Origin of the sequence: Streptomyces sp. NPDC086554, from assembly GCF_040686095.1 — a bacterium.
GTDB lineage: Bacteria > Actinomycetota > Actinomycetes > Streptomycetales > Streptomycetaceae > Streptomyces.
The window spans coordinates 120,781-146,197 of sequence record NZ_JBFBJK010000009.1 but is presented as its reverse complement, the minus strand read 5'-3'; the positions used below and the strand labels follow the sequence as shown (position 1 = coordinate 146,197).

Sequence of the window (25,417 nt, the reverse complement as noted above, 5' to 3'; positions counted from 1 at the left end):
TTAGTGGCGGCGTAGGCGCAAGGAGCGAACACCCTTGAGTTCCCCGCCCCCTTGGGCACGCGGACGGCCCGCGGGCCGCGCACGGGACGAGTGCGACTCTTGGTGACCGGGCGCTCCACGGTTCCGATGGTGAACTCCCGTACCCCGACCCACTCGACGGCGGATACAGGACCAAGCGAACCCTCCCGCGCCCCGCGCCTCCCGAATGCCACGTCGTCTCCTCGCCATTCGCCCACACCGCTGCGGTGCGACCGCAGCCTTCCGCCGACGCCAGACGTGGGTCACCGCGGCTTTGGCCGGCTTCCGTGTCTGGCGGGTCCGCCGACGTCTGGCCCAGCTAGTCGTCCCGCAGCCGGACCAGCGCGCGCCCGGACGCAGGATCATGCTCCAGCACCACGTACCGGCAGAGGACGGCGAGGGCGACAAGGCAGCCGCTCATCTCCAAACCTTCCTCCACGATCGTGCCCAGCATGAGCACGGTGCTGTGGCCGTTCGCGTGCGCCCAGCCGTTGAACGCCTCGGTCAGCAGCGCGCCGCCCAGATAGACCGCCAGTGCGGCAAGGAGCCCGTGCCGCAGGTCACGCGGGAGCTTCCGCGCCCACAACACGGCGCATACGATGCCCGCCGCCGCGAGGACCGCGCCGGGCAGCACCCAGGCGTGCGTGGGCAGCGAGCCCCCTGCCCATTCCTTCCACGACTTGCCGACCTCGCCGAGGCGCTCGTGCAACGAGACCGTCTCGTCGATGCTGAGCAGTGCGGTCGCGGCGGCAAGACCCAGCCAGGACAGACGCCCCGGGCGCGCGCCGTGCCCGCTGAGCAGCGCGGCGGTCAGCGCCATGCCCGCCACGGCAAGGAGCAGCGCGCTGTTCCACCAAGTGGCCAGGTTGGCCTCGACGTCGACGTTCACCAACCTGCGGATGGTCGGTATGGGGTCGTAGTGGTTGTAGGCGCGCGTGGCGAGGTCGGCGAAGAGTAAGGCCGCGGTTCCGCCTGCGGCCAGCCGCAGGACGCGGCGAGCCGACGGTCTCGCGAGCTCACCCGCGAGCCGGTCGTGAATTTGATGATCGGTCATGCGTGCGAAGGATAGCGGCTTGATCAGAGGACGAAGCGCCCGGGGCGCCCCGTATGGTGCTCCTGCGGACAGACCTCCTGCGACTGCGCGTACGCGATCAACTCGGTCCCGGCGTTCCAACATCGAGGTGCAGGTGCGGCGAGCCGGAGTAGCCAACACCCGTACAGGTTGGGAGAGTTGAAGCGGTGCAAGGACTTCCGAGGGCTGTGACCGCTCAGTTGACACGCCTGGCCAGGCGGACGCGGCGTCACGCATCGCGGCGGCGCAGCACCGCCGTCGCGGCGAGCCCCAGCGCAGCCGTGTACCCGGCGACCAGCCACAGCGAGGGCCACGGCCCGAGACTGCCGACCGTCTCGGCGGTCGCGTCCGAGGTCTGGGTCAGCTTCTCCAGGGCGGCCGTCGGCGAGAGGCCCGCCACCCAGCGCTGGGCATCGCCGAAGAGCGGTCCGAAGAGGGAGGGCAGGAGCAGCAGCCCGATGACGGTCGTGACCGCGCCCGCCGAGTGGCGTACGAGTGTGCCGACCGCGAGCCCCAGCAGACCCGCCACGGCGAAGCTGCCCGCGATGCCGAACAGGGCCGGGAACGGCTCGCCTTGGGCGTACTTTCCGGCGGGCAGCAGCGCGTCGCCGAGAAGGAAGGCGAGCGTGCAGGAGATCAGCGCCACCCCGTACACCAGGCCCGCGATCAGTGTTGCCTTCGCGGAAAGGACGGTGGCCCGACGCGGGTTGGCCGCGAACGTCGTGCGCACGGTGCCGCTGCTGTACTCGCCGGTGACGAGCAGCGCACCGACGACGGCGGCCGGCATCTGGGCGACGACGGAGAGGGTGAGGCTGCCGCCGAGCACGGTGTCGTCCGGCTGCAGGCTTCCGGTCGCCGCCACGAACACGGCTCCGATGACCGGCATGAGGGCGGTCACGGCCGTCGTCCAGACTGTGGAGCGCACACTGCGGAACTTGATCCATTCGTACGCGAGTGCCTGCGGGTAGCCCGCGCGGGCGTCGGCCCTGTCGATGCTGTCCGTGTTGTCGGTGTTGTCGGTGTGCGCGGTGACGTCGATGTGCGCGGTCATCGTGCGGCCGTCCCTTCCTGGTGCCGCCCCGCGGTCCGGTACTCGGCCGCATCCTGCGACAGAGCCGTGTAGACCTCCTCCAACGAGGAGCGGGCGGAAGTGAGTTCGTGGATCGCGAGACCGTGGTCACGGGCCAGGTCGCCGATGGTCGCGGCGTCCGGGCCCTCGACCTGCCAGCCGCCGTCGGGGGCGAGCCCGACACGCGCTCCCTTGGCCTCAAGGAGGGCGCGCAGCTTCTCGGGCTCAGGGGAGCGTACGAGCGTGTGGGCACGGGAGTTGGTGTCGATGAAGTCGCGGATGGTGGTGTCGGCGATGAGACGGCCACGGCCGATCACGATCAGGTGGTCGGCGGTCAGTTCCATCTCGCTCATCAGATGGCTGGAGAGGAAGACCGTACGGCCGTCCGCCGCGAGGGACTTGAGCAGTGTGCGGATCCAGCGGATGCCCTCGGTGTCGAGGCCGTTGACCGGCTCGTCGAGGATCAGGACCTGCGGGTCGCCGATCAGCGCGGCCGCGATGCCGAGGCGCTGTCCCATGCCGAGCGAGAAGCCCTTGGTGCGTTTGCGGGCGGTGGCGGGCGGAAGGCCGACCAGTTCCAGGACTGCGTCGACGCGGTGGCGCGGGAGGCGGTTGCTCACCGCGAGCCCTGCCAGGTGCTGGTAGGCCGAGCGGCCGCCGTGCACGCCCTTGGCGTCCAGGAGTGAGCCGACCGTGCGCAGGGGCGCCACGAGGTCGGCGTAGGGACGGCCGCCGACGGTGACCGTGCCGGCGCTGGGCGCGTCCAGGCCGAGGATCAGCCGCATGGTGGTGGACTTGCCGGCGCCGTTCGGGCCGAGGAAGCCGGTGACCCTGCCCGGCCGCACGGTGAACGAGAGCCGGTCGACGGCGATCTTGTCGCCGTAGCGCTTGGTGAGTTCCGTTGCCTCGATCATGTTCTCGACGCTACGGAGCGGAATGGGCGGGGGCATCCGCCGCCGGGAGTCGCCCGCTACTCCCGGCGGCGTAGCTCACCCCTCGGCAAGTTATCCGCTCCCCGGCCGCACCAGGCCCGTCTCGTACGCGAGGACCACCAGCTGGGCCCTGTCCCGGACGCCCAGCTTGATCATGGCCCGGCTGACATGGGTCTTGGCGGTCAGTGGGCTCATGATCAGCACCCTGCCGATCTCCTCGTTGGAGAGCCCGGCCGCGACCAGGGCCATCACTTCGCGCTCCCGCTCGGTGAGCGGGGCGAGGCGTTCGGCTGCCGCCGCCTCCGGAGCCTTGAGGCGGGCGAATTCCTCGACGACGGAGCGGGTGACGGCGGGGGCCAGCAGGCTCTGCCCCGCGGCGACCGTGCGGATCGCCTCGCGCAGGTCGTCCGGCTCGATGTCCTTGAGGAGGAATCCCGCGGCGCCGTGCCGCAGCGCCTCGAAGACGTAGCCGTCGTCCTGGTAGGTGGTGAGCATGACCACGCGTACGCCGTCGAGGGTGCGGTCGGCGGCGATGCGGCGGGTGGCCTCGATGCCGTCGACTCCGGGCATGCGGATGTCCATCAGGGCGACGTCGGGGCGGGTGGTGCGCACCGCCTCGACGGCCTGCGCGCCGTCGGCCGCCTCCGCGACGACGACCAGGTCGTCGGTGAGGTCGAGCAGGGCACGGAAACCTGCCCGTACGACGGTCTGGTCGTCGGCGAGGACCACGCGCACGGTCATGGCCGTCCTCCGTCGGTGTCGTCCTCGGCAGGCAGTGCGGCCAGCACTCTGAACCCTCCGCCGGGCACGGGACCGTACTCGATGCTGCCTCCGACCGCCGCCGCGCGCTCCCGCATCCCGATGAGCCCGAAGCCGGCGGCCTCACGTCTGGCGTGGTCGCCGGACCGGGAGGGCGGCCCGTCGTCCACGATCTCCACACTGAGCCGCCCGTCCCTCCGGACCACGGAGACCGCGGCGTGCCGGGCGTCCGCGTGCTTGGCCACGTTGGTCAGCGCCTCCTGGACGATGCGGTAGGCCGCCAGTTCGGCCATGGACGACAGGCCGCGGCCCGCCGCCCCCTCGTGCCGCAGCGTGATCTCGACGCCGCTGCCCGCGAACCGGGCGACGAGGTCGTCGAGTTGGCCGAGCCCTGGTGCGGGCACCGGTGGCGGGTCCTCGCGCTCCCGCAGCACGGTGACCGTGGCCCGAAGCTCCCGCACGGCCTCCTTGCCCGAGTCCCTGACCTGCCGCATCGCCCGCCGCGCCACCTCCGGCTTCGCGTCGAACGCGTCGAGCGCCACCCCGGCCTGCACGGTCATCGCGGCGACCGTGTGCGCCACGATGTCGTGCAGTTCACGCGCGATGCGCACGCGCTCCTCATGCACCCGTCGAGCGGCCTCCCGTTCCCGGTCCTCCTCTGCGCGCGCCGCCCGGGCCGCGTAGGCGACGAGCAACTCCCGCCTGGTACGCACTGCTTCACCCAGCAGCAGCGGGACCAACGGCCAGAGCAACTCCAGCATCGGCAGCCCCTGCGGATTGGCCACGTCGTGCCCCACCCGCAGCGCCACCGCCCCCGAGGCGAGCGAGGCGACGAGCCCCGTCCACACGGTGCGCCGCCGGTTGCCGAGAACCGCCACCGTGTACAGCGCGACGATCACCGGAAGATTCAGCAGCTCCCCGATGTGCCCGTGCAGCGCCCATCCGGCGCACGCGGCCCCGGTCACCACGGCCACCGGCACCGGCCACCGCCGGCGCCACACGAGCGCGACGAGCGAGACGGTGAGCAGCAGCCAGGTGACCCCGTCGGCCTGCCGGTATCCGGGGTCGTTGACCGCCGCGTCCGGTCCGGTGAAGATCCCCACCGCCGCGGCCACCAGCAGGTCCGCGGCGAGCGGTGGCAGGGCCCGCACCCTGCCGGCCAGCCGGTCGAAGGTCGTCACGACTCTCACCGTAGGGGGCGGCTCGTCAGCGTGCATACGCCCGCCGGAGTAGCCAAGGCCAGGGATGCGCCCGATCCGACCCTGAGTTTTCCCCGAGATACCCCTGAGATGTGTCAGGAATCTTTGACAGGCCCCCGGAACCGGTGTCTGGGCGTGATCGTCGGTATCGGCGTCCTGCTCGACACCTTCCTCGTACGTACAGTCCTTGTCCCCGCCCTGGCCCTGGACATCGGCCGCTGGTTCTGGTGGCCGGGCAGGCTCTTCCACGCGCTGGAGCAGCGGGAATCTGCGCAGCATGAGGCGGCGCGGCAGGTCGAACACGCCTGATCCGTACTCCCCCTCGGCACGCCCCCGGTGCGACGGGCATCGCACCGGGGCTTCCCGCTCACCGGGCCGTCGGAGCGGGCACTCGCTCCTCCTCGGGCGCGGGCACCGGCCGGTCGGCCCGCCGCAGGGCCAGCACAGTACGGACGGTGACGACGGCCCGTATCACCGCGAGGAGCAGGCCGAGCCCGGCCACCGCGACGAGCAGCCGGCCCGCGTCGGGCGCGAACAGCAGCACCTCGCGGAGCGTCACGTCCATCTGCTCGGGCAGGACGTGGCAGGCGGTGCCCGCGGTCGCGAGGCAGCCGGTGACCGCCGCGACACCGCCCACCGCCGCGCGCCCTGGGGCGCGCAGCCGCCCGCCTCGATTGCGTACGCGCGGACGCACCACCCGGAACACCGACCATCCGACGACGGCGGTGAGTACGACGGTGATGGCGCCGAGCGTGATGAGCGTCCAGGTCAACCACGGGTCCTCGTGGACCTGTTGGGGCTCCCCGCCGAGCAGGATGCCCGCCGCGCCGAATGCAGTGTTGTTGAGCAGGTTTTCCTTGTTCATCGCGAAGGCGTTGTGCTGGACGACGACCGCGAGGTTCCGCTCCGGAACCAGGACCACGATGCCGTGATAGCCGGCGGTGGCACCGGAATGCCAGACCATGCGTGCGCCCAGGCCCTCGAGCTCGTCGTCCCGCCAGCCCAGACCGTAGCGGTGGCGATCATGGACGGAGATCGTCCCCTTGTGCATCTCCCGGAAGCCCTCCGGAGACAGCAAGCCACCCGTGCCGCCGCGAGCGCCCTTGAGCTGGGCGGCGGCGAAGGCGCTCAAGTCCTCGGAGCCGGCACCGAGATAGCCGTACGGCACGCCAGAGGTGTCGAAGTCCGCGGCGAACGGGCGGGGTTGGCCGAAGAAGAACCGGTGACCGGGCGGCAGGCCCCACCGATCGGCCTCCCCGGCGTCAGTGATGGCCCCCTTCATCCCCAGGGGCTTCAGCACATCCTCCCGCAAATGCTCGCCGAACAGCCGGCCGGTGACCTTCTCCAACAGGGCGCCGAGCAGCATGTAGTTGGCATTGCTGTACTCGTGCCGCTCCCCCGGCGGCGCGGACAGGGTGACACCGGCAAGCTCGCGGGCGAGACGCCGGATGCCGCCGGGCTCGTTGTCGAAGCGATCCGCGCGGGTGATGCCGTCCCGCTCCGACAGACCGCTCGACTGATTGAGCAACTGCCGTACGGTGACGGGCTTCTCACCCTCACCTTTGGGACGGAACCACGGCAGATGCCGCCGCACAGGCTCATCCAGCCCAACCCTGCCCGCCTCCACCTGCCGCATCACGGCCAGCGCGGTGACCGGCTTGGCCAGCGAGCCGACCAGGAACGGGGTGCGGGAGGTGATCGGCTCGCCGCGGCCGTCCCGCCCCCACGTGCGGCGGTGCACGACGTCGTCGCCGCGGATGACGGAGTACGCCAGGCCGGGCACACCGGCCCGCTTCATCTGCTCCCGCACGAAGGAGTCCGCCTCCGCGGTCACGTCCCGTTCCCCCGCGGGCTCCACCGCGGAGGCGGTCAGGGACATGAGCGCCATCAGCAGCGCCAGGCACACCACACCAACACCCCGTAACCACGCCAAGCCGGACCCAGGAAGCCTCATCGGCCATACGCCGCCCATCACTTGCCCCACCCCTCGCCGCCACACAGGGCGAACGCCCTGACGCCATAACCATATGGACGTACGGTTATTCTGGCAATACGGCGGTACGGTTACCCCATGCCACGCGTCGCCGATCACGAAGAACGCCGCCAGCAGGTCGCCGCCGCGGCGGGCAGGCTCATCGCCACCGAAGGGTTGAAGGCGGCGACAGTCGCCAAGACGGCAGCCGAGGCCGGGATCTCGGTCGGGCTCGTCCAGCACTACTTCCGCACCAAGGACGAGATGCTGGTGTTCACCTACCGCCACATCCTGGAGACGGTCGAGCACCGCCTCGCGGAGCTCGTCGTCCGGTCGGAGAAGGCCGGCACACGCATCGAGCACACCCTCCTCGACGGTCTTGCCGAAACCATGCCGCTGGACGAACAGCGCCGCCAGGAGTGCCGGGTCGCCCTCGCCTTCACCGGTCGGGCCGTCGACGACCCGGACCTCGCCGAGGTCAAGGCGGGCGCTCTGCGTCGACTGCGCTCGCTGATCGCGACAGCCGTCAACAACGCCAAGGAATGCGGCGAAGTACCTTCCACGACCGACGCCACCACCGAGGCGGCCCGCATCGCCGCCTACACCGACGGCCTCACCGCACACCTGTACACCGCCCCTGACGGGCTGCGCCCAGAGGCCGCACTTGCCGCTCTCGGCGACCACCTGGCCGGCGTGTTCACGGGCGAGTGCCGACTGCGAGGGAAGGGACCAGGCGTACGACCTGGCCGTAGCGGCTGACAGGGCGTCCGCAAGTTCCCGAAAGGACGTGCTTGCGTGTACGAACGCCGGGAATGAAGGTTCGACTCGATCTGGTGTCGCAGCGGCAAGCGGTTACGGCCGCCGGATCAGCACGATCTGCACCTGCGAGAGGAGCGCTCGCGCGGCAGCGGACAGAAACCGTTCGCCGGACTCCGCGGCATAACTCAGGGAGAAGAGCGGCACGCCCCCCAGCAGGACGACGCCTCTGGACGCCTCTGGACGCCTCCGGACGCCTCCGGACGACGCTGATGGAAACAGCTCACGCGATGTCACGGAATGGGAGAAGCGATGACGGTGGACGAGGCAGGACGGCACCCAGCGCGGCGACGCATGAGAGAGCGCCACGGAAACGGGACCGGGACGAGGTGTTCGTCGAGTTCACCAAGTCCATCTGCCCGGTCTGCAAGACGCCCGTCGACGCACAGGTCAACATCCGCGAGAACAAGGTCTATCTGCGTAAACGCTGTAAGGAGCACGGGCAGTTCGAGGCCCTGGTCTACGGGGATGCCGAGGAATACCTGTCGTCGGCACGGTTCAACAAGCCCGGCACCATCCCGCTGGTCTTCCAGACCGAGGTGAGGGACGGCTGCCCGAGCGACTGCGGGCTGTGCCCGGAGCACAAGCAGCACGCCTGCCTCGGCATCATCGAGGTCAACACCGGCTGCAATCTGGACTGTCCGATCCGCTTCGCCGACTCCGGCCACCAGAGCGACGGCTACTCGATCACCCACGAGCAGTGCGCGAAGATGCTCGACGCCTTCGTCGAGTCCGACCCGGCGAGGGCCTCAGCGACCATCACACCTGATGTCACGGCCGTGGTGTCACGGACGGTGGTTGGCGCCGTGGGCCAGGAGGGCGTCGCCGATGAGGCGGACTCCTCGGGACAGGCGGCCCAGTTGCTGGAGTTCGACGGCGTACATCCTGATGGAGTTCTCGATCACGGACGCGGACAGGCCCATCGCGGGCAGTTCCGCCCGGCTGGTCTCCAGGGCGATCCGCGCCGTCCGCACCTCGTGCTGCAGTTGGAGCTGTGCGTGCCGGGCGAGCAGTGCGGGATGGCGGGTCAGCGTCGGATAGGTGCCGTACCGGGCCGGGAGCAGGTCCTGCAGCCAGCGCATCGCTGTGCGTTCCCAGTCCGGGGTGCCGGGCGCCTTGACCTGGCAGGGCCAGTCGGGGCTGAGCGTGATGGAGGCAGTCTGGCGCATTCTCGTCGCTTCCGAGTGGTGTCGAACTCTGATCGAGACGTTGCTGTGGCGGCCTCGGCCCAGGGGTTGACCGAGGCCGCCGTGAGCGCTCCGGTGGATCCGAAAGCCGGGACCGGGCACGGGTGGGACGTGAGGAGGAGGCGTCACACCGCGTGTCGGTTTCCGGGAGGGCTTGGGGTCGCCCTCCCTGGCGTCTGGTGAATCCGGGGCGCTGGGCAAGTAAATATATATACCGCCGAGTACGCAAGGGAATGAAAAATTACATACGGAGGTAAGGGTGAAAATGCCCAGCGCAAGACGGGCAAGACGGGGAGGCGAGCCGAGTGGGGACCGGCCTACAGGAAGAAACCGTGCTGGTCGGCGACCTGCTCGTAGCCTTCGAGGCGCGCCTGCGTCCGCTCGGGGTCCGCGTCGGCCATCGCCTGCAGCAGAGCCGCGGACAGCAGGCCGGGCGCCGCGTACGAGTCGAAGACGAGCCGGGACCCGGTGCCCGCGGTCAGCGTCACGTCCGCCGCGTCCGCCAGCGGCCCCAGGGTGGGATCGGTGATCAGCGCGGTACGGAGCCCCACACTCCGCGCGGCCCGGAGCGCGCCCAGGGTCTCCTTGGCGTGCCGGGGCATGGCATAGGCAAGGACCCAGGTCCCGCCCGCCGCCCGGGACTGGAGCAGGGCGTCGTAGGCCACGCTGCCGCCACGGGTCACCAGGCGTACGTCGGGGTGGATGCGCCGGGCCGCGTAGGCGAAGTACTCCGCAAGCGACACCGAGATCCGCAGGCCGAGTACCGTCAGCGGCACGGAACCGGCCAGCTCGCGCCCGATGTCCAGCGCCTGGTCGGTGTCGGCGAGCAGGCGACGCAGGTTCTGCAGGTTCTCGATCTCGGCGTCCACGGCCTCCTGCAGCGCGTTGTGCCGGAACTGTCCGCTGCCCCCCGGGGAGCCCGCGACCGCGCTCAGGGCGATCGGCTGGAGCGCCTCCCGCAGGGCGGGATAACCGCTGAACCCGAGGGAAACGGCGAAGCGCGTCACGGACGGCTGGCTGACACCGACCCGTTCCGCCAGCTCGGTGATCGAGAGGAACGCGGCCTCGGTGAGGTGATCGATCAGGTACTGGGCGATGCGCCGCTGCCCCGGGGACAGCCGATGGCCGTCGAACAGGGCACGGACCCGCTCGCCGGGGGCGCGCTCATGGTCCGGCGACTTCCCGCCCGGCGTGATGGCGGCCGCCTGGGCGCGTGCCTGCTGCCCGGATGACACCGACGGGCCTCCCTCTCATGTCACTCGTCACCCAACATAGCTCACCCCCTGTGGCCACCCCTCCAGCCGTCCACCGCCGCCTGTGTCAGTGCGCCGGACCGAACAGCGGCGGGTTGAGGCGGGCGAAGGCTTCCCGCCAGGTTGTCGGCCAGGTTGTCGGCGACGGCACGGGCGGGGTCCCCGGGGGCGACCGGATACAGTGCGCGCTTCGGCAGTCCGGCTACTCGAGGAGGGGAAGCGTGACCGACACCAGCGAAACCCGATCCGCGGACGGTGCGGCGCATGCGACCGAGCAGAGTCGACTGCGCCGGCTGATGCGCTACATCCCTTTGATCGCCCCCGTCCTGCTGTGGACCGTGCCCTGCTGGGTGCTGCTGCACGCCGGCCAGCACTGGCCGCTCCCCGTGGCGCTGGGCGGTACCGCCCTGTTCGTCCTCGGTCTGATCGGTATGCCGCTCGCGATGATGCGCGGCCACGGCCGACGGCAGCAGGACCGGGCGGCGATCGTCGGGGACACCCTCCTCGGGGCCGGCTGGGTACTGTTCACCTGGTCCGTCCTGCTCGGCGTCCTGCTGCGCCTCGCCCTGACCGTGACCGGCGTGGGCGACGGTCAGAACCGGGCCCGGATCGTCACTTGGGCGGTCCTCGGCGTAGCCGCCGCGCTGCTCGCCTGGGGGTACGCCGAGGCCCGCCGGGTGCCACGTGTGCGTCAGCTCGACGTACAACTCCCGCGCCTGGGAGCCGGGTTGGACGGCACCCGCGTCGCCCTCATCACCGACACCCACTACGGCCCGCTCGACCGCGCCCGCTGGTCGGCGCGGGTCTGCGCGACGGTCAACACCCTGGAGGCCGACCTGGTCTGCCACACCGGTGACATCGCGGACGGCACGGCCGAACGCCGCCGCGCCCAGGCCGCTCCGCTCGGCACCGTGCGAGCCACCCGGGCCCGGGTCTACGTCACCGGAAACCACGAGTACTACAGCGAGGCCCAGGGCTGGGTCGACTTGATGGACGAGCTGGGCTGGGAGCCGCTGCGCAACCGTCATCTGCTGCTCGAACGCGGCGGCGACACCCTTGTGGTCGCCGGCGTGGATGACGTCACCGCCGAGTCCTCCGGCCTGGCCGACCACGGCGCCGATCTCGCCGGAGCCCTGGACGGCGCCGACCCCGACCTGCCCGTCCTGCTCCTGGCCCACCAGCCCAAGTTCGTCGACCGGGCCGCAGCCGGCGGCGTCGACCTCCAACTCTCGGGCCACACCCACGGCGGCCAGATCTGGCCCTTTCACCACCTCGTCCGCATCGACAAGACCGCCCTCGCCGGCCTCAGCCGCCACGGCGCCCGTACGCTCCTCTACACCAGCCGCGGCACCGGATTCTGGGGCCCACCGTTCCGCGTCTTCGCCCCCAGCGAGATCACCCTGCTCGTACTCCGCTCCCCGCAGCGACCCCCCACGCAGCCCCTGTAACGGGGGTCATGGCTGTGTGACTCAGACACTCTGGTCAGGCGAATCATGACGCCACCCAACTCGGCGACGTACTACAGGACTTGGGACCGCATCGCGCAGCTCGCGGCACCCGGGACGGCTGACGCTCTCGGAGAGTGACGCCATGTCGGATCCGCCGACGTACGCCACCGCTCCGTAGCGGCCCGTTCCGGCCGCGGACTCCGCATCGGTGTGCACCCGTACGTCACTGAAGTCGTGCCCTAAAGCGCGCTGGAACACGGCCATCACCACCACACTCCCCTGCCTGCTGCACTCCCCGGGCGTATGGCGCCATGACCGACCACAGGCTGGCCGGCCCGCCGTCACCACCGCGCCACGAGCTCCGGCGCGGCTGCGGGCCCGGGCGCAGGGCCGCCTTCGCCGAGGCCGATCCGATCCGCCCCGCCCCGCCGCGCCGCGCCCGGTACGGCAGCAGGGCCCGGACCGCGTGTCGCGGTCCGGGCCCTGCCCCATGCGGTGCCGCCCTGCGGCGGCGGTGCGTCAGTTCTGTGCGGTGTCGTCGCTCGTCTGCCCGGCGCCCTCGGTGCCCTCGGCTGCGCCTACCTTCTCGCGCATCTTGCGCACCAGCTCCGCCTTCTGGTCGGCGGCACCCTGGCGGTCGAGGTTGCGGTGCGGACCGTTGTTCCGCCGTTCGGCGCGGGACTGCTTCTTGCGCTGGCCGCCGCCCATGCCCACGGGGTTGTTGATGTTCTTGCTCACGGGTTCTCCCGGAATGATGTGAAGGATCTACGGATTCATCGATGGGGGACGGGCGCGGCGACATCGAAGGACGTCAGCAGGGGCCCATCACGCTCTCACTCGTAAATCGGCGTCTGGAAGAACATGACCAAGACGGTACCCGGTTCCGTCGGCCCCGCACACCAACTTTTCGCCGTACCGGCGTCAGCCGGGCCTTCGGCGAGGCGGGCCGGACGTGCGTCCACCCAAGAGCGGTGCGAGCGAGGGCGTCAGCAAGAACACCGGGAGCAAGTCCGCCGCGGGCGGCGTGAAGAACGGCTCCGACGCCGCGTCCGTCAGCCAGTGCGGCGACCAGGACCTCGGCTTCTGTGGACCAGCGGGGACATCCTGAACTGGAACACGTCCAAGCCGTACGACTTCTGATCCCCCACTCACCAGCAGCCATCAGACAGGGCTCCTCTCGCCGTCGCCCCTCTGACGGGTCCGGCCGATGCTCCGGAAAGAACCGCTGTCGGCCGGATGCCGCCTGTCCGCGGGCGTGAGCATGCCAATAGGCTGTGCGACCTTCGCGTGCGTCCTGGGGAGGTCTCGTGAACGGTCTCCGTGCGGTCCTTGTCTGTCTTGTGATCGCCTGTGCCGCGGTGGTGTCGCCGACGGCAGTGGCCGTGACGCCGGCCGCTGCCGATGCTGTTACCGATACTCCTGCTCCTGCTGCCGCGAATCCGAGTTGGTCGACGCTGCCTGTGCCGGCGGCGGCCCCGCCCGTGACCGTGAAGGATCTCGCCGCCCGCGGTCCCGGCGAGGCGTGGGCGACCGGGTACGAGCACGCCGCCGATGGACTGCGGCCGATGCTGTACCGGTGGGACGGCAGGGCGTGGAGCCGGGACGCCTCCTTCCCCGGCGCCGGTGAGCCGGGCTGGCTGGGCAAGGTGCAGTTCGTCGGCGAGGAAGTGTGGATCTTCCACAACCGCGACGGGGCGGGGGAGATACTGCGCCGGTCGGCGACAGGCGGCTGGAGTGCCGTCCCGCTGCCGCAGACCCTGTCGGTCTACCAGGACTTCGCCGCGGTACCGGGTGCCGCGTGGGTGGTCGGTGAGGACGACACCGGGCTGAAGGTGTTGCACTACGACGGCAGCGACTGGACCACGCAGTCCGCTCCGGACGGCGTGCTGTACCTGATGGGGATCACCACGCGTACGGCTACCGATGCCTGGGCCTGGGGAGACACAAGGACCGGGGCCGGGACCACCGTCCTGCGCTGGGACGGCACGGCGTGGCAGGACGCGAAGGTACCGCTGCCGCCGAACAGCAACGTGCACACGATCCTGCTCGAACCGTCCGGCCGGGTCACGATCGGCGGCAGCCAGTACACCGACGGCGTGACCCGCACCTACCTCATGACCTTCAACGGGCATGCCTGGCGCACCACTTACCCACCGCTGGGCGACACGTACACCGAGGCCATGGTGCGCGGCCCGGACGGTGCGCTGTGGCTGCCGGTGCGCAGCGACCGCGCGTTCCAGTCGAAGTACGCACGGGTGGACGGCGCCCGCACCACCTTCTCGTACGGCCCGGAGCGTACGAACGCCATCGACGTCAAACCGCGTGCACTGGCGAAGGCCGGGCCCGCACTGCTGTCCTTCGGGACCGCCGAGATCTACGGCTCGAAACCGAACCTGATGAGCGAGCGGCTGGGAGGCTGACATGGCACGCAGACAGCCCTTCGTACGCAGACTTCCCTTGGCACGCAGACTTCTCGTCGCGGCCGTCGCTGTCGCCATGACGGTCGTGGCGATCATGTCCTCGGCCGCGGCCTCGGCGGACACCCTGTCCTGGCAACACGTTCCGGTCCCGGCACAGGTTCGCCCGCAGGCCGGACTCAACGAGGCCGTGGCGTTCGGTCCCGACCGGGCGTGGGCGGTGGGCACCGACGCCGTCGGCCGCGAGGCTCCGGGCTTCCCACTGATTCTGCGCTGGAACGGAACCGCGTGGCAGCGCCAGAGTCCGCCCGGGATCGGCTGGCAGGGAGAGCTGCTGTCCATCGCCGCGACCTCGCCGACCGCCGTCTGGGCGGTCGGCCGCGACTCGGCGGGCGGCGCCCGCCTGCTCCGCCACGACGGCAAAGCCTGGTCCGAGGACCGGCCGCCGCGCGGTGTCGTGCTGACCAGAGTCGTCGCCGGCGGCGGTGAGACCTGGCTGATCGGTTCGCGGGACGGCGCACAGGTACTGCTGCGCCGGGACGGGCGCGGGTGGCGGGACGTGCCGGTGCCGCCGGGATCCGTGTACGGCCTGCACATCCTGGCGGCCGACGACGTCTGGGCCGCGGGCGCCACCGGCTCGGGTGCGGCCGTGTCGCACTGGAACGGGCAGGAGTGGCAGCAGACGATCGTCAGCGGATTCCCGCGGTCGGGCGTGAGCAGCGTGCTTGCGGTCTCGCCGACGGAGGTGTGGGCGGGTGGCACGGCGGGGTTCGTCGGAGGACCGCCGGGCAAGCCGATTCCACCCCTTCTTGTCCGCTTCGACGGGCAGGCGTGGAACCGGGTCACTGTGCCGACCGACTTCGGCTCGATCAGCTCCCTTGCGCCCACCACGTCCGGCGCGCTGGGCTGGGTCTCGGTGGCCCGCTCCCAGAAGTGGGGCCCGCCGGGCAGCAATCCGCCGCTCGTCCCCGGGCCGGATTTCCTCGCCTGGAACGGCCAGTCGTTCACCGAGCACACCGAACCGGCGGTGGCCGGGGAGGGCGAGTCCTGGGCGCTGCGCCTCGCACCGGTGCCGGGCACGGAGAGGGTGTGGTCGGTCGGCCGCGCCGACGGTCCCGAGGGGACGTTCGCCCCTCGCATTCTGCGGTTCGGCTGAGACTGAGATGACGAACGGGGGGCGGAGTGAACCACGCCCCGTGCGGCAGGAGCTCCCCGGAGCCTCCGGAGCAGGCACCAGCAGTGAGGCGTAGGAGAGGTGATCTACGGAGTACGGTCGTCCTATGGAGCAAGTCGGCGGGATCGGCGCAGTCCTCATCGACATCGACGGAGTGCTCACGGTGTCCTGGGAGCCCCTCCCCGGCGCCGTGGCGGCCATGGAGCAGCTGCGCGCCGCGGGGCTGCCGCTCGCGCTGGTCACCAACACGACCTCGCGCACCCGCGCCTCGATCTCCGCTCGCCTCGCGGAGGCGGGGTTCCCCGTCACGGTCGACGACATCCTCACGGCCCCCGCCGTCACGGCCTCCTACCTGCGCGAGCACCACCCGGGCGCACGCTGCCTGCTGCTCAACGCCGGTGACATTCAAGACGACTTGACGGGTGTGACACTGGTCGACGCAGCCGAAGCCGATGCAGACGTCGTAGTGCTCGGCGGCGCCGGCGACGAATTCGGCTACGCGGCCCTCAACCGCGTCTTCCGTCACCTGCAACGGGGAGCGCACCTCGTGGCCATGCACCGCAACCTCTACTGGCGCACCGCCGACGGCCTCGACCTCGACACGGGCGCCTTCCTCCTCGGTCTCGAACGGGCCGCACGCGTCGAGGCGACCATCACCGGCAAACCGTCCGAGGCCTTCTTCGCCGCCGCGCTCGCCCACCTGGGCGCCGAGCCGTCCACGACGCTCATGATCGGCGACGACATCGAGTCCGACGTGCTCGCCGCCCAGCGCGGCGGCGTCACCGGCGTACTCGTCAAGACCGGCAAGTACCTTCCGGAGACCCACCGTTCGGCCTCCGGCACACCGGACCACGTGCTCGACTCCTTCGCCGCGCTCCCCCACCTCATCGAACGCCTGGCCTCGAACTCCCACTGAGCCACACCGCACCGCACCGCACCCGAAAGGACCGCCCATGCCGTCCGGAACCGTTCCGCCGCCGTACATCGACGCCGAGACGATGTCCCGACTCGCCCCCATGTCCACGGCGATCGAGGCGGTGGAAGCCGTCCTGAAGACAGATCTGGACCCGGAAGCGGAACCGCCGCGAGGCGTGGTCGACATCCCGGGCGGCCAACTCCTCCTGATGCCGTCCGCCACCACCTCGTACACGGGCGTGAAGATCGCCACGGTCACCCCTTCCAACGCGGCCCGCGACCTGCCCCGTATCCAGGGCATGTACGCGCTCCTGGACGGCGTGACGCACACGCCGCGCGCCCTCATGGACGGCATCGCCCTGACGTCCCTGCGGACGCCCGCCGTATCGGGCGCCGCGATCAAGTACTTGGCGGTACCGGAAGCGCGCCGACTCCTCGTCTTCGGAACCGGCCCGCAGGCCTGGGGGCACGTGGAGGCGGTCCGGGCGGTGCGGCCGACGCTGGAGCACGTCGACGTGGTCGCGCGGACCCCGGAGCGGGTGACGGCCTTCGTCGAACGCTGCCGCGCCGCGGGCCTCTCGGCAGCGGCGGCCACCGCGGCGGATGTCGCGTCGGCCGACGTGATCTGCTGCTGCACGACGGCGCGCACCCCCCTCTTCGACAGCACCCTGCTCGCGGACCACGCGACGGTAGCGGCGGTGGGCTCACACGAACCGGACGCCCGCGAGGTCGACGAGGGCCTCCTGACCCGCGGTTCGGTGGTGGCGGAGTCCCGCGCGGTGGCACTGCGGGAGTGCGGGGACATCGTCCTGGCGATCGAGGCAGGCGCCTTCGACGTGGCTCGGCTGCGGACGTTGGCCGAGCTGGTACGGGGCGAGACCACGATCCCGGGCGACCGGCCCCGGCTGTTCAAGTCGGCGGGGATGGCTTGGGAGGACCTGGGGGTGGCGGTGAGTGTGTACGAGGGGTGGACCGCCCTCGGTTCGACCGCAAGTTAGGGCGCGGCCACGGGCGGCCCGGCCGCCTCACACCACCCGCACCGCATGCCGCACCACCGCATCGAACAAAAACCCCTGCGTGTTGTGCACCGTCGCCTCCGGCTGGGTGCGCCCAGTCGTGTCTGTTGCGCGGGCCAGGAGGGTAGTCGGGCCGGGGGTCGTGGGGTGCCAGCGTGTGGTCCAGCGGGTCCAACTGGACGTACGGGGCTTGTCGTTGAGGCGGGCGGGGTGCCAGGTCGTGCCCTCGTCCGTGCTGATGTCGACGCGGGTGATGGCGCCGGACGCCGACCAGGAGCGGCCCGTGAGGTGGTGGGTTGTGGACGCCGGGAGGCTTGCGTTCCAAGGGAGTTCGAAGGCGGATTTGAGGGTTTGGCGGGTCAAGGGGGCGCCGCCCTTGTCCGGGTACGCATCGCCGAACAGGCGGTAGAAGTCCGTGTTCCAGGGTGAGTAGAGGGGGGTCGTGGAGACCTCCATGTCGCCCAGCCATTTGATCGAGGCGATGCCCACCCAGGAGGGGACGAGGAGCCGGACCGGGTAGCCGTGGTCCGGTGGGAGCGGGGCGTCGTTCATCTCGTAGGCCAGGATCACGTCGTCCATCGCCTTGGAGAGGGGCAGGGGGCGGCGGACCCTGCCCAGGTTGGTGCCGTCGTCCGTGACGTAGTCGGCGTCCAGACCTCGCGGCATCACGTCCACCGCGTGGCGTGACACGCCGGCCAGGCGCAGGACTTCGGAGAGGCGTACGCCGCGCCAGCGGGCGTTGCCGATCGCGCCGAGGGTCCAGGGGGTGCCGGAGACGGGGGTGCCCTGTTGCGTGGCGAAGAAGCTGCGGGCGTTGCCCGCGCATTCGACGAAGGCTGTGCGCGACAGGGGTGGGAGGCGCTTGAGGTCCGTGAGCGTGAACTCCTTTGGCCCGCCGCGCAGTCCGTCGCCCCAGATCTTCAGCTTCCACGTCTTCGCGTCGAGACTCGGGGTCGCCGTGTGGTTGCGTACGAAGAAGTGGGAAGCGGGGGTGAGATGGCCGGTCGCAGCCAGTGACTCGAACCTTGTCTCCGCGTTCGTGCCCCGGATCGTGAAGCGGTCCGCGGGGAGTGGTTTCACGATCCCCGGTGCGGTGTCCTGGCGGCGCGGGACGGCCACCGCCCGCGGGGCGGCCGACGCCAGCGCCGTCGCCCCGCCCGCCGCCGCGAGCAGCCGCAGCATGTCCCTGCGCGCCACCCCGGCCGCGCGGGCCTTCCCCTCGAGCCACTGGGCCCTGCGCCGTCCGTCGTACGCCTCTTCGGACAGCCTGTTGGAGATCATGGGCGTCATCGTACGAGCCACCCATCGGGCAACTCACCAGTGAAACACGCCAGTTACGGAGTGGTCGTCAGTTACGGAGTGGTCGTCGATACCACGTACACCATCGGGTGGTCCGGGTTGGCGCGGTTCACCACCACGTCCAGGGTCGGGATCGGGTCCTTCTGTTCGTGGGTGAGGCCGTACCAGGGGCCCGGGTCGGTGAACTCCCAGCCGACGACCTTGCGGTCGCGCTTGCTGATCGTGATGTCGTTCTTCTCCAGGTCGGCGGTGCTCGTGCCGATCTGCTCGAGGAACTTGTCCAGGCCCTTGTTGCTCGTCAGGAACTGGGCGTACAAGCGGCTGGTGCGCCAGTTGTTCGTCTCGTAGTACGCGACTTCCCTGGAGTACGGCGGGATCGGCACGTCGTACAGGCGGCGCTGCACCTTGGAGGGCCAGCCCGCCGTGAGGCCCGTCGCGGAGTACTTGGCCTCCTTGTCGCGGCCGCTGTTGCGGCTCTGGTTGGCGGAGATCACCAGATAGCCGGCGGGTACGCCGATGAGCAGGACGATGATCGTCGCCGTCAGCCAACGACGGCGGATCATGTGGCGGCGGTCCTCAGGGGGACGCTTGCCCTCGTCCGGGGAATCCGGGGAATCCGGGGACGAGGGCTGGCGGGGCACGGTCATCTGCTTACTGGGTTCCCTGAGAGGTGCGGTTGTTGGAGCGGCGTGCTTCGGCGTACCGCTCATAGCGTTCGTAGCGCTCCACGCGGCGGCGGTTGGCGCGGCGGAAGCGGCGGGCGACAAGCCTGGCCAGGTCGGCGGCGCCCACCATGCCCGCCTCGGGGCCGAGCTGGGCGCGGGCGATGCGGGCCTCGGGGCGGTAGCCACGGCCTGTGAGGTGGCGGCGGAAGGCGTCGCGTGCCGGGCCGATGAGGAGGTCGTCGGCGGCGCTGACACCGCCGCCGATGACGAAGCAGGAGGGGTCGAGGGCCGCGGCGAGGTTCGCGATGCCCACGCCGAGCCACTGGCCGATGTCCTGGAGCAGCTCGACGCACATCGCGTCGCCCTCGCGGGCCAGCTCGGTGATCAGGGGGCCTGAGATGCCGGAGACGTCGCCCTTGACCCGTTCGATCAGGCCGTACGCCACCGGGGAGTCGGCAGCGGCGAGCTCGCGGGCCTCCCTGACCAGCGCGTTCCCGGAGCTGTACTGCTCCCAGCAGCCGCGGTTGCCGCACGGGCAGCGGTGACCGCCGGGGACGACCTGCATATGGCCGAACTCGCCGGCCACGCCGAACTTGCCGCGCTTGACGGCGCCGTCCTCCAGGATCGCGCCGCCGATGCCGGTGCCCAGCGTGATCATGACGAGGTGGTCCTCGCCGCGGCCCGCTCCGAAGCGCCACTCCGCCCAGGCGGCGGTGTTCGCGTCGTTGTCCACCATCACCGGGACCGCGAGGCGGCCGGAGATGCGGTCACGGAGGGGTTCGTTGCGCCAGGACAGGTGCGGGGCGAACAGGACGCGGTTGCGGTCCGCGTCCACCCAACCGGCCGCGCCGATGCCCACCGCGTGCACGTCGTGCCGGTCGGAGAGGTCGAGGACCAGCTCGACGATGGTGTCCTCGACGACCTTGGGGCTCTTCGACTTGTCCGGGGTCTCCGTGCGGAGCGTCTCCAGGATGTTGCCGTCGGCGTCGACGACGCCCGCCATCACCTTCGTGCCGCCGATGTCGATGCCGACGGTGGGTACGCGGGGCGCCGTCAGATGCGATCGGCGCTCACGCGTGCCCACGGTCCGCAGGACGGTGGCTCGTGCGGAGCCGCGGTGCGCGAGGTCGCGGTAGGTGCTCATTGCGGCGATTCTGCCTCACTCTCGCGGGGGCGCGCACAACAGGCACGGGGGGTGCGCCCCTCCAGGGGCGCGGGGAACTGCGCGAGCAACCACAAAAGAGCCGCAGTCGCGTCTGCCAAGCTACCGAGCAGACGCGTCTGCGGCTTTTCTTGGGCTGAGCGCGCAGTTCCCCGCGCCCCTGACGGGGCGCTACTCAGCGCCCTTCCAGCTCATGACGGAGGTCATCCAGTTCGCTGCCGCCCGCCATCTGGCGGGTCAACTCGTCCAGGGTGACCTCGTCGCGGGCGTAGCTGCCGAACATCGTGCCGCGCTTCAGGAGGACGAAGCGGTTGCCGACCAGGTACGCGTGGTGCGGGTTGTGGGTGATCAAGACCACGCCGAGGCCCGCGTCCCGCGCCGCTGCCACGTACTTCAGGACGACGCCCGACTGCTTGACGCCGAGCGCCGCCGTCGGCTCGTCGAGGACCAGGACCTTCGCGCCGAAGTAGACGGCGCGGGCGATCGCCACGCACTGGCGCTCGCCGCCCGACAGGGTGCCGATGGGCTGGTCGACGTCGCGCAGGTCGATGCCCATGCGGAGCAGCTCCGCGCGGGTCGTCTCGCGCATGAAGTCGACGTCCATGCGGCGGAAGGGGCCCGCGCCCTTCGTCGGCTCCGAGCCGAGGAAGAAGTTGCGCCAGACCGGCATGAGGGGGACCACGGCCAGGTCCTGGTAGACCGTGGCGATGCCCCGGTCCAGGGCCTCGCGCGGGGAGCCGAGCTTCGCGTCCTCGCCCTCGATGCGGAAGGTGCCCGCGTCGTGCTGGTGCAGGCCCGCGATGATCTTGATGAGGGTTGATTTGCCCGCGCCGTTGTCGCCGAGGACGCAGGAGATCTCGCCCGCGTGGACCTCCAGGGAGACGCCTTCGAGGGCGCGGATGTTGCCGTAGTACTTGGAGACGTCGTCGAGTTCGACGAGCGGCGTGCGGGCCCGGGTCTCCGGCACGGAGTCGGTCGGTGTCTCGGTCACTTCGTCGCCTCCGCGCGCTTGCGGACCCAGTGGTTGAGCAGGGTCGCCAGGAGCAGCATCACTCCGAGGAAGAACTTGAACCAGTCGGGGTTCCACTCGGCGAACACGATGCCCTTGCTGACCATGCCGAAGATCAGCGCGCCGACCGCCGCGCCGACCGCGGAGCCGTAGCCGCCGGTGATCAGACAGCCGCCGATGACGGCCGCGATGATGTAGATCAGTTCGTTGCCGACGCCCCCGCCGGACTGGACGACGTCGTACGAGAACAGCAGGTGCTGGCCCGAGATCCAGGCGCCGAAGGCCACGCCCATATAGAGGCCGATCTTGGTCGCGGCGACCGGGACGCCGACCGCGCGGGCCGCCTCCTCGCCGCCGCCGACCGCGAAGATCCAGTTGCCGACGCGGGTGCGGAGCAGGACCCAGGTGGCGACCGCGATCAGGCCGAGCCACCACAGGATCGTGATCTTGAAGTCGACGCCGCCGATGGTGATCGTCGAGGCGAAGACGTCCTTGGCGGAGGTGAAGCCCTCCATGTCGGCGATCGACTTCGTGGAGACCGTGCCGCTGATCAGCTTGGTGAAGCCGAGGTTCATGCCGGTCAGCATCAGGAACGTACCGAGCGTGATGATGAAGCTCGGCGGGTCGGTGCGCGTCAGCATCACGCCGTTGAAGACGCCGATCGCGAGGGTGACGACGAGCGAGACGAGCACGCCGACCCAGACGTTCGCCGTCATCTGGTAGCTGAACATCGACGAGATCAGCGCGGAGGTCGTCACCGTGACGCCCGCCGACAGGTCGAACTCGCCGCCGATCATCAGGAGCGCCACCGGCACCGCCATGATGCCGAGCGTCGATGCCGCGTAGAGCACCGTGGCGAGGCTGGTGGCCTGCAGGAAGCTGTCCGCGGCGACCGCGAAGAAGAGGAAGACGGCGAGGGCGCCGACGACGGAGCCGAGCTCGGGGCGGCCCATCAGCTTCTTCAGCGGCGACGCCTTCAGGAGGCGCTCGTCGGTCTTGGTGTCCGGCGTCGGCGCCGGTGCGGGTGCGGTCGCTGTCATCGCGTCCCTCGCTTCGCGTATTCCTCCAGCTTGGCGGCCTGGTCCTTGGTGACGATCTGCGGTCCTGTGAGGACCGGCTTGCCGCCGCCGAGGACATTGGCGTTGAACTTGTACAGCCACAGCAGGTCGACGGCCTCGTAGCCCTGGAGGTAGGGCTGCTGGTCGACGGCGAAGCCGAGCGTGCCGGACTTCAGGCCCGCCGCGACCTTCTCGTTCAGGTCGAAGGTGTCGACCTCGGCCTTGCTGCCCGCGCTGTCCGCGGCCTTCACCGCGGTGTCCGCGAAGGGCGCGCCGAGCGTGACGACCGAGTCGATGTCCTTGTCCGACTGGAGCCTGGCCTCGATGGAGGACTCCACGTCGGGCATGTCCGTGCCGGTCACGTACAGGTTCTGCATCTTGCCGTCGAAGGTCTTCTTTGCGCCTTCGCAGCGCTGCTCGTGGCCGACGTTGCCCTGCTCGTGCAGGATGCAGAGCGCCTTCTTCTTGCCGCGCTTGTTGAGCTCGTCGCCGACTGCCTCGCCCGCGATCGTCTCGTCCTGGCCGATGTGGGTGAGCGCGCCGAACTCCTTGGACTCCGCGGAGCCGGAGTTCACGGTGATCACCGGGATCCCGGCCTTCTTGGCGCGGGCCAGGGCGCCCTTCATCGCGTCGGGCTTGGCGAGGGTGACGATGATGCCGTCGACCTTCTTGTCGATGTACGAGTCCACGAGCTGGGCTTGCTGCTGGGCCTCGTCGTCATGGGCGTACAGGAACTTGATGTTGTCCTTGGCGGCGGCCTGCTTGGCGCCTTCCTGGACGATGTCCCAGAACGTGTCGCCGTCACCGGAGTGGGTCACCATCCCGAACGTCCAGTTCGGCGTGTTCACCGCGGCCTTGCCCTGTGCCGTTGCCGCCTTGCGTGCGTCCTCGGCGCGCTTGCCGCCGGTGCTGCTGCACCCCGCAAGGGATACCCCGAGCACCGCGACCAGCACGGCGCCCACCGCACGTACCCCTGTCTGAACCCTTGCCACGACGCCGTGCCCTTCTAGCTCTGCTCCTCGGTGAGGCCGGTCCGGATCCCCGGCCCCAGCCGCCCAAGTATCGACCACGCGGATCACGCATGTACTCATCGGGTACCGCGGGCGGTGTACTTCTCCAGCTTCGGCACGTCCTTCTCGGTGACGATGGCGGGTCCGGTGAGGACGGGCTTGCCGCCGCCGATGACGTTCGCGTTGGTCTTGTAGAGCCACAGCTCGTCGATGGCGAGATAGCCCTGGAGGTAGGGCTGCTGGTCGACGGCGAATCCGACCTCCTTGGCCTTGAGGCGTTTGACGACCTCGGCGTTCAGGTCGAAGGTGTCAACCTCGGCCTTGCTGGCGGCATCCTCCTTGGCCTTCACCGAAACGGCGGCGATGGGCGCGCCGAGAGTGACCACTGCGTCGATGTCCTTGGTCGCCTGCAGCTTGGCGCTGATGGAGGACTGGGCGCTGGGCGCGTCGGTGCCCTCGACGTTGAGGTTCTCGACCGAGCCCTTGAAGGCTTTCTTCACGCCCGCGCAGCGCTGCTCCAGCGAGACGTTGCCCTGTTCGTGGATGACGCAGAGCACCTTCTTCTTGCCGCCCTTGGTCAGCTCGTCACCGACGGCCTCGCCCGCCACGGACTCGTCCTGGCCGATGTGGCTGAGCGCGCCGAAGTCGGCGGAGAACTCGCCGCCGGAGTTGATGGTGACGACGGGTATCCCGGCGGCTTCGGCCTTGCCCAGGACCGTCTTCATCGCCTCGGGCTTGGCCAGGGTCACGACGATCCCGTCGACCTTCTTGTCGATCGCCGACTGGACGAGCTCGGCCTGGCCCTTGGCCTCTTTGTCGTTGGAGTAGAGGAACTCGACGTTGTCCTTGCGGGCCGCCTGCTTGGCGCCGCTCTGCACGATGTCCCAGAAGGTGTCGCCCTCGCCGGAGTGCGTCACCATCGCGATCTTGAGGCGGGGCGTGTTCACGCCCTTGCCGCCGCCTCCCCCGTCGCCCGACTTGTCCTCGTCGTCCTTGCCGCCGGAGCTGCTGCATCCGGCCGCGAGGACGATCACCGTGATGCAGGCCGCGACACCTGTCGCCGTGCGGGATGTGCGCATGGTGGGACCACCTCTTCTCCCGGCCGCCTCGGTGCGGCTGGGGGGAGTTCTAGCGGTGGGTGCGCGGCACCGTCAATGGATTTGTCAGAACATTCTTACGACCGTGAGCGACTTGGAATCTACGGCCGTACGAGGAGCTGGAACTCGAAGGAGTAGCGCGAGGCCCGGTAGATGTGCGAGCCGAACTCGACCGCGCGGCCCGTGTCGTCGAAGGTCGTGCGCTCCATGGTGAGCAGCGGGGCACCCGCGGGCTCGCCGAGCCGCTCGCCCTCCTCCGCGGTGGCGGCGCGGGCGCCGACGGACTGGCGCGCGCTGTGCAGGGTGATGCCGGCGGCCCGCATCAGGCGGTACAGGCCGGTGGCCTCAAGCCGGTCGGTGTCGAGCGCGAGCAGCCCGGCCGGGATGTGATTGCGCAGGTACGCCATGGGCTCACCGTGGGCGAGCCGGAGCCGCTCGACCAGGTGCACCTCGTCGCCCTCCGCGATGCCGAGGGCGGCCGCGACCTCGGCGGACGCCGGCTCGACCGTGTTGAGCAGGACGCGGGTCTCGGGCCGCTGGCCGGCCGCTTCCAGGTCGTCGTAGAGGCTGCTGAGCTCCAGCGGGCGCTTGACCTGGCTGTGCACGACCTGGGTGCCCACGCCCCTGCGCCGTACGAGCAGTCCCTTGTCGACGAGCGACTGGATGGCCTGGCGGACGGTCGGCCGGGACAGACCGAGGCGTCCGGCGAGTTCTATCTCGTTGCCGAGCAGGCTGCCCGGGGTGAGGGCGCCGCGCTCGATCGCCGCTTCCAGCTGCTGGGACAGCTGGAAGTACAGCGGGACCGGGCTGCTGCGGTCGACGCCGAGCTGCAGGGAGACGGTCGGGTCCACGGCTGGTTTGGCGGCAGAT

General features: G+C 70.4%; 25 protein-coding genes and 1 pseudogene. 8 read left to right on the top strand and 18 right to left on the bottom strand.

What is annotated here, in order from left to right:
* Window positions 1-337: 337 nt before the first annotated feature.
* The 5 genes from AB0O76_RS16945 to AB0O76_RS16925 all read right to left on the bottom strand — a co-directional run bounded on the left by AB0O76_RS16945 (window position 338) and on the right by AB0O76_RS16925 (window position 5,031).
* On the bottom strand, window positions 338-1,072 hold the full coding sequence (locus AB0O76_RS16945; protein WP_365491054.1) for a hypothetical protein: 735 nt from the start codon (window positions 1,070-1,072) through the stop codon (window positions 338-340).
* A 247-nt stretch (window positions 1,073-1,319) separates the two neighbouring features.
* Window positions 1,320-2,141, bottom strand: coding sequence for an ABC transporter permease (locus AB0O76_RS16940; protein WP_365491051.1), 822 nt, complete (start codon window positions 2,139-2,141; stop codon window positions 1,320-1,322).
* Window positions 2,138-3,073 (bottom strand): ATP-binding cassette domain-containing protein, encoded by a 936-nt coding sequence (locus AB0O76_RS16935; protein ID WP_365491048.1) that lies wholly within the window; start codon window positions 3,071-3,073, stop codon window positions 2,138-2,140. Before AB0O76_RS16935 ends, AB0O76_RS16940 begins: the two co-directional genes overlap by 4 nt.
* 90 nt (window positions 3,074-3,163) lie before the next feature.
* The gene (locus tag AB0O76_RS16930; protein WP_365491046.1) at window positions 3,164-3,832 is read right to left on the bottom strand and encodes a response regulator transcription factor; all 669 of its coding nucleotides are present in this window, start codon (window positions 3,830-3,832) and stop codon (window positions 3,164-3,166) included.
* Window positions 3,829-5,031 (bottom strand): sensor histidine kinase, encoded by a 1,203-nt coding sequence (locus AB0O76_RS16925; protein WP_365491043.1) that lies wholly within the window; start codon window positions 5,029-5,031, stop codon window positions 3,829-3,831. Before AB0O76_RS16925 ends, AB0O76_RS16930 begins: the two co-directional genes overlap by 4 nt.
* A 147-nt stretch (window positions 5,032-5,178) precedes the next feature.
* On the opposite strand from AB0O76_RS16925, the pseudogene AB0O76_RS16920 reads away from it, so the two are divergent.
* Window positions 5,179-5,358: pseudogene (locus AB0O76_RS16920) on the top strand (MMPL family transporter); the annotation flags it as partial.
* 58 nt (window positions 5,359-5,416) lie between these two features.
* Here AB0O76_RS16920 and AB0O76_RS16915 read toward each other — a convergent pair.
* On the bottom strand, window positions 5,417-6,937 hold the full coding sequence (locus AB0O76_RS16915) for a serine hydrolase domain-containing protein (RefSeq protein ID WP_365491040.1): 1,521 nt from the start codon (window positions 6,935-6,937) through the stop codon (window positions 5,417-5,419).
* 183 nt (window positions 6,938-7,120) lie between these two features.
* Here AB0O76_RS16915 and AB0O76_RS16910 point away from each other — a divergent pair, with 183 nt between their 5' ends.
* Window positions 7,121-7,780, top strand: a complete 660-nt coding sequence (locus AB0O76_RS16910) for a TetR/AcrR family transcriptional regulator (RefSeq protein WP_365491037.1) — start codon at window positions 7,121-7,123, stop codon at window positions 7,778-7,780.
* An 842-nt stretch (window positions 7,781-8,622) separates the two neighbouring features.
* Here the strand turns inward: AB0O76_RS16910 and AB0O76_RS16905 are convergent.
* Entirely contained in the window at window positions 8,623-9,006 is a 384-nt protein-coding gene (locus AB0O76_RS16905; protein WP_365491034.1) for a hypothetical protein, read from the bottom strand.
* 335 nt (window positions 9,007-9,341) lie between these two features.
* Window positions 9,342-10,259, bottom strand: coding sequence for a MurR/RpiR family transcriptional regulator (locus AB0O76_RS16900; protein WP_365491031.1), 918 nt, complete (start codon window positions 10,257-10,259; stop codon window positions 9,342-9,344).
* A 239-nt stretch (window positions 10,260-10,498) separates the two neighbouring features.
* On the opposite strand from AB0O76_RS16900, the gene AB0O76_RS16895 reads away from it, so the two are divergent.
* Window positions 10,499-11,725 carry a metallophosphoesterase gene (locus AB0O76_RS16895; RefSeq protein ID WP_365491028.1) on the top strand — a complete coding sequence of 409 codons (1,227 nt, stop codon included), beginning with the start codon at window positions 10,499-10,501 and terminating at the stop codon, window positions 11,723-11,725.
* Between the two features lie 21 nt (window positions 11,726-11,746).
* Here AB0O76_RS16895 and AB0O76_RS16890 read toward each other — a convergent pair whose 3' ends face one another.
* Complete coding sequence (locus AB0O76_RS16890; RefSeq protein WP_365491026.1) at window positions 11,747-11,989, bottom strand: DUF4157 domain-containing protein; 243 nt, start codon at window positions 11,987-11,989, stop codon at window positions 11,747-11,749.
* Window positions 11,990-12,244: 255 nt separating this feature from the next.
* The gene (locus AB0O76_RS16885) at window positions 12,245-12,463 is read right to left on the bottom strand and encodes a DUF6243 family protein (RefSeq protein ID WP_365491023.1); all 219 of its coding nucleotides are present in this window, start codon (window positions 12,461-12,463) and stop codon (window positions 12,245-12,247) included.
* A 214-nt stretch (window positions 12,464-12,677) separates the two neighbouring features.
* Between AB0O76_RS16885 and AB0O76_RS16880 the strand changes: the two genes are divergently transcribed.
* The 5 genes from AB0O76_RS16880 (at window position 12,678) to AB0O76_RS16860 (ending at window position 17,229) form a co-directional block, all read left to right on the top strand.
* Entirely contained in the window at window positions 12,678-12,833 is a 156-nt protein-coding gene (locus AB0O76_RS16880; RefSeq protein WP_365491020.1) for a hypothetical protein, read from the top strand.
* 199 nt (window positions 12,834-13,032) lie between these two features.
* Window positions 13,033-14,145, top strand: a complete 1,113-nt coding sequence (locus tag AB0O76_RS16875; RefSeq protein WP_365491017.1) for a hypothetical protein — start codon at window positions 13,033-13,035, stop codon at window positions 14,143-14,145.
* A 37-nt stretch (window positions 14,146-14,182) separates the two neighbouring features.
* Window positions 14,183-15,298 (top strand): hypothetical protein, encoded by a 1,116-nt coding sequence (locus AB0O76_RS16870; protein ID WP_365491572.1) that lies wholly within the window; start codon window positions 14,183-14,185, stop codon window positions 15,296-15,298.
* A gap of 124 nt (window positions 15,299-15,422) precedes the next feature.
* A complete protein-coding gene (locus AB0O76_RS16865; protein WP_365491014.1) occupies window positions 15,423-16,232 on the top strand; it encodes an HAD-IIA family hydrolase in 810 nt (269 codons plus the stop codon).
* A 37-nt stretch (window positions 16,233-16,269) separates the two neighbouring features.
* Window positions 16,270-17,229, top strand: a complete 960-nt coding sequence (locus AB0O76_RS16860) for an ornithine cyclodeaminase family protein (RefSeq protein WP_365491011.1) — start codon at window positions 16,270-16,272, stop codon at window positions 17,227-17,229.
* Between the two features lie 27 nt (window positions 17,230-17,256).
* Here the strand turns inward: AB0O76_RS16860 and AB0O76_RS16855 are convergent, their stop codons facing one another.
* From AB0O76_RS16855 to AB0O76_RS16820, 8 genes are all read right to left on the bottom strand, one after another.
* Window positions 17,257-18,537, bottom strand: coding sequence for a sulfite oxidase (locus tag AB0O76_RS16855; protein ID WP_365491008.1), 1,281 nt, complete (start codon window positions 18,535-18,537; stop codon window positions 17,257-17,259).
* A 62-nt stretch (window positions 18,538-18,599) separates the two neighbouring features.
* Window positions 18,600-19,193 carry a sugar kinase gene (locus AB0O76_RS16850; RefSeq protein ID WP_365491004.1) on the bottom strand — a complete coding sequence of 198 codons (594 nt, stop codon included), beginning with the start codon at window positions 19,191-19,193 and terminating at the stop codon, window positions 18,600-18,602.
* A 4-nt stretch (window positions 19,194-19,197) separates the two neighbouring features.
* On the bottom strand, window positions 19,198-20,355 hold the full coding sequence (locus AB0O76_RS16845; protein ID WP_365491001.1) for an ROK family glucokinase: 1,158 nt from the start codon (window positions 20,353-20,355) through the stop codon (window positions 19,198-19,200).
* Window positions 20,356-20,548: 193 nt separating this feature from the next.
* The gene (locus AB0O76_RS16840; protein WP_365490998.1) at window positions 20,549-21,364 is read right to left on the bottom strand and encodes an ATP-binding cassette domain-containing protein; all 816 of its coding nucleotides are present in this window, start codon (window positions 21,362-21,364) and stop codon (window positions 20,549-20,551) included.
* On the bottom strand, window positions 21,361-22,422 hold the full coding sequence (locus AB0O76_RS16835; RefSeq protein ID WP_365490995.1) for an ABC transporter permease: 1,062 nt from the start codon (window positions 22,420-22,422) through the stop codon (window positions 21,361-21,363). The genes AB0O76_RS16840 and AB0O76_RS16835 overlap by 4 nt, the downstream gene beginning before the upstream one ends.
* The gene (locus tag AB0O76_RS16830; protein ID WP_365490992.1) at window positions 22,419-23,432 is read right to left on the bottom strand and encodes a sugar ABC transporter substrate-binding protein; all 1,014 of its coding nucleotides are present in this window, start codon (window positions 23,430-23,432) and stop codon (window positions 22,419-22,421) included. The genes AB0O76_RS16835 and AB0O76_RS16830 overlap by 4 nt, the downstream gene beginning before the upstream one ends.
* Window positions 23,433-23,527: 95 nt before the next feature.
* On the bottom strand, window positions 23,528-24,529 hold the full coding sequence (locus AB0O76_RS16825) for a sugar ABC transporter substrate-binding protein (protein ID WP_365490989.1): 1,002 nt from the start codon (window positions 24,527-24,529) through the stop codon (window positions 23,528-23,530).
* A 119-nt stretch (window positions 24,530-24,648) separates the two neighbouring features.
* On the bottom strand, window positions 24,649-25,398 hold the full coding sequence (locus AB0O76_RS16820) for a GntR family transcriptional regulator (protein ID WP_365491569.1): 750 nt from the start codon (window positions 25,396-25,398) through the stop codon (window positions 24,649-24,651).
* Window positions 25,399-25,417 lie beyond the last annotated feature (19 nt).

Bases quoted from the DNA above. Each gene is read 5' to 3' on its own strand.
- AB0O76_RS16940 (WP_365491051.1), bottom strand. From the start codon at position 2,141: ATGACCGCGCACATCGACGTCACCGCGCACACCGACAACACCGACAAC.
- AB0O76_RS16865 (WP_365491014.1), top strand. From the start codon at position 15,423: ATGGAGCAAGTCGGCGGGATCGGCGCAGTCCTCATCGACATCGACGGA.
- AB0O76_RS16935 (WP_365491048.1), bottom strand. From the start codon at position 3,073: ATGATCGAGGCAACGGAACTCACCAAGCGCTACGGCGACAAGATCGCC.
- AB0O76_RS16855 (WP_365491008.1), bottom strand. From the start codon at position 18,537: ATGACGCCCATGATCTCCAACAGGCTGTCCGAAGAGGCGTACGACGGA.
- AB0O76_RS16845 (WP_365491001.1), bottom strand. From the start codon at position 20,355: ATGAGCACCTACCGCGACCTCGCGCACCGCGGCTCCGCACGAGCCACC.
- AB0O76_RS16835 (WP_365490995.1), bottom strand. From the start codon at position 22,422: ATGACAGCGACCGCACCCGCACCGGCGCCGACGCCGGACACCAAGACC.
- AB0O76_RS16890 (WP_365491026.1), bottom strand. From the start codon at position 11,989: ATGGCCGTGTTCCAGCGCGCTTTAGGGCACGACTTCAGTGACGTACGG.
- AB0O76_RS16910 (WP_365491037.1), top strand. From the start codon at position 7,121: ATGCCACGCGTCGCCGATCACGAAGAACGCCGCCAGCAGGTCGCCGCC.
- AB0O76_RS16905 (WP_365491034.1), bottom strand. From the start codon at position 9,006: ATGCGCCAGACTGCCTCCATCACGCTCAGCCCCGACTGGCCCTGCCAG.
- AB0O76_RS16945 (WP_365491054.1), bottom strand. From the start codon at position 1,072: ATGACCGATCATCAAATTCACGACCGGCTCGCGGGTGAGCTCGCGAGA.
- AB0O76_RS16915 (WP_365491040.1), bottom strand. From the start codon at position 6,937: ATGGCGCTCATGTCCCTGACCGCCTCCGCGGTGGAGCCCGCGGGGGAA.
- AB0O76_RS16850 (WP_365491004.1), bottom strand. From the start codon at position 19,193: ATGACCGTGCCCCGCCAGCCCTCGTCCCCGGATTCCCCGGATTCCCCG.
- AB0O76_RS16930 (WP_365491046.1), bottom strand. From the start codon at position 3,832: ATGACCGTGCGCGTGGTCCTCGCCGACGACCAGACCGTCGTACGGGCA.
- AB0O76_RS16860 (WP_365491011.1), top strand. From the start codon at position 16,270: ATGCCGTCCGGAACCGTTCCGCCGCCGTACATCGACGCCGAGACGATG.
- AB0O76_RS16825 (WP_365490989.1), bottom strand. From the start codon at position 24,529: ATGCGCACATCCCGCACGGCGACAGGTGTCGCGGCCTGCATCACGGTG.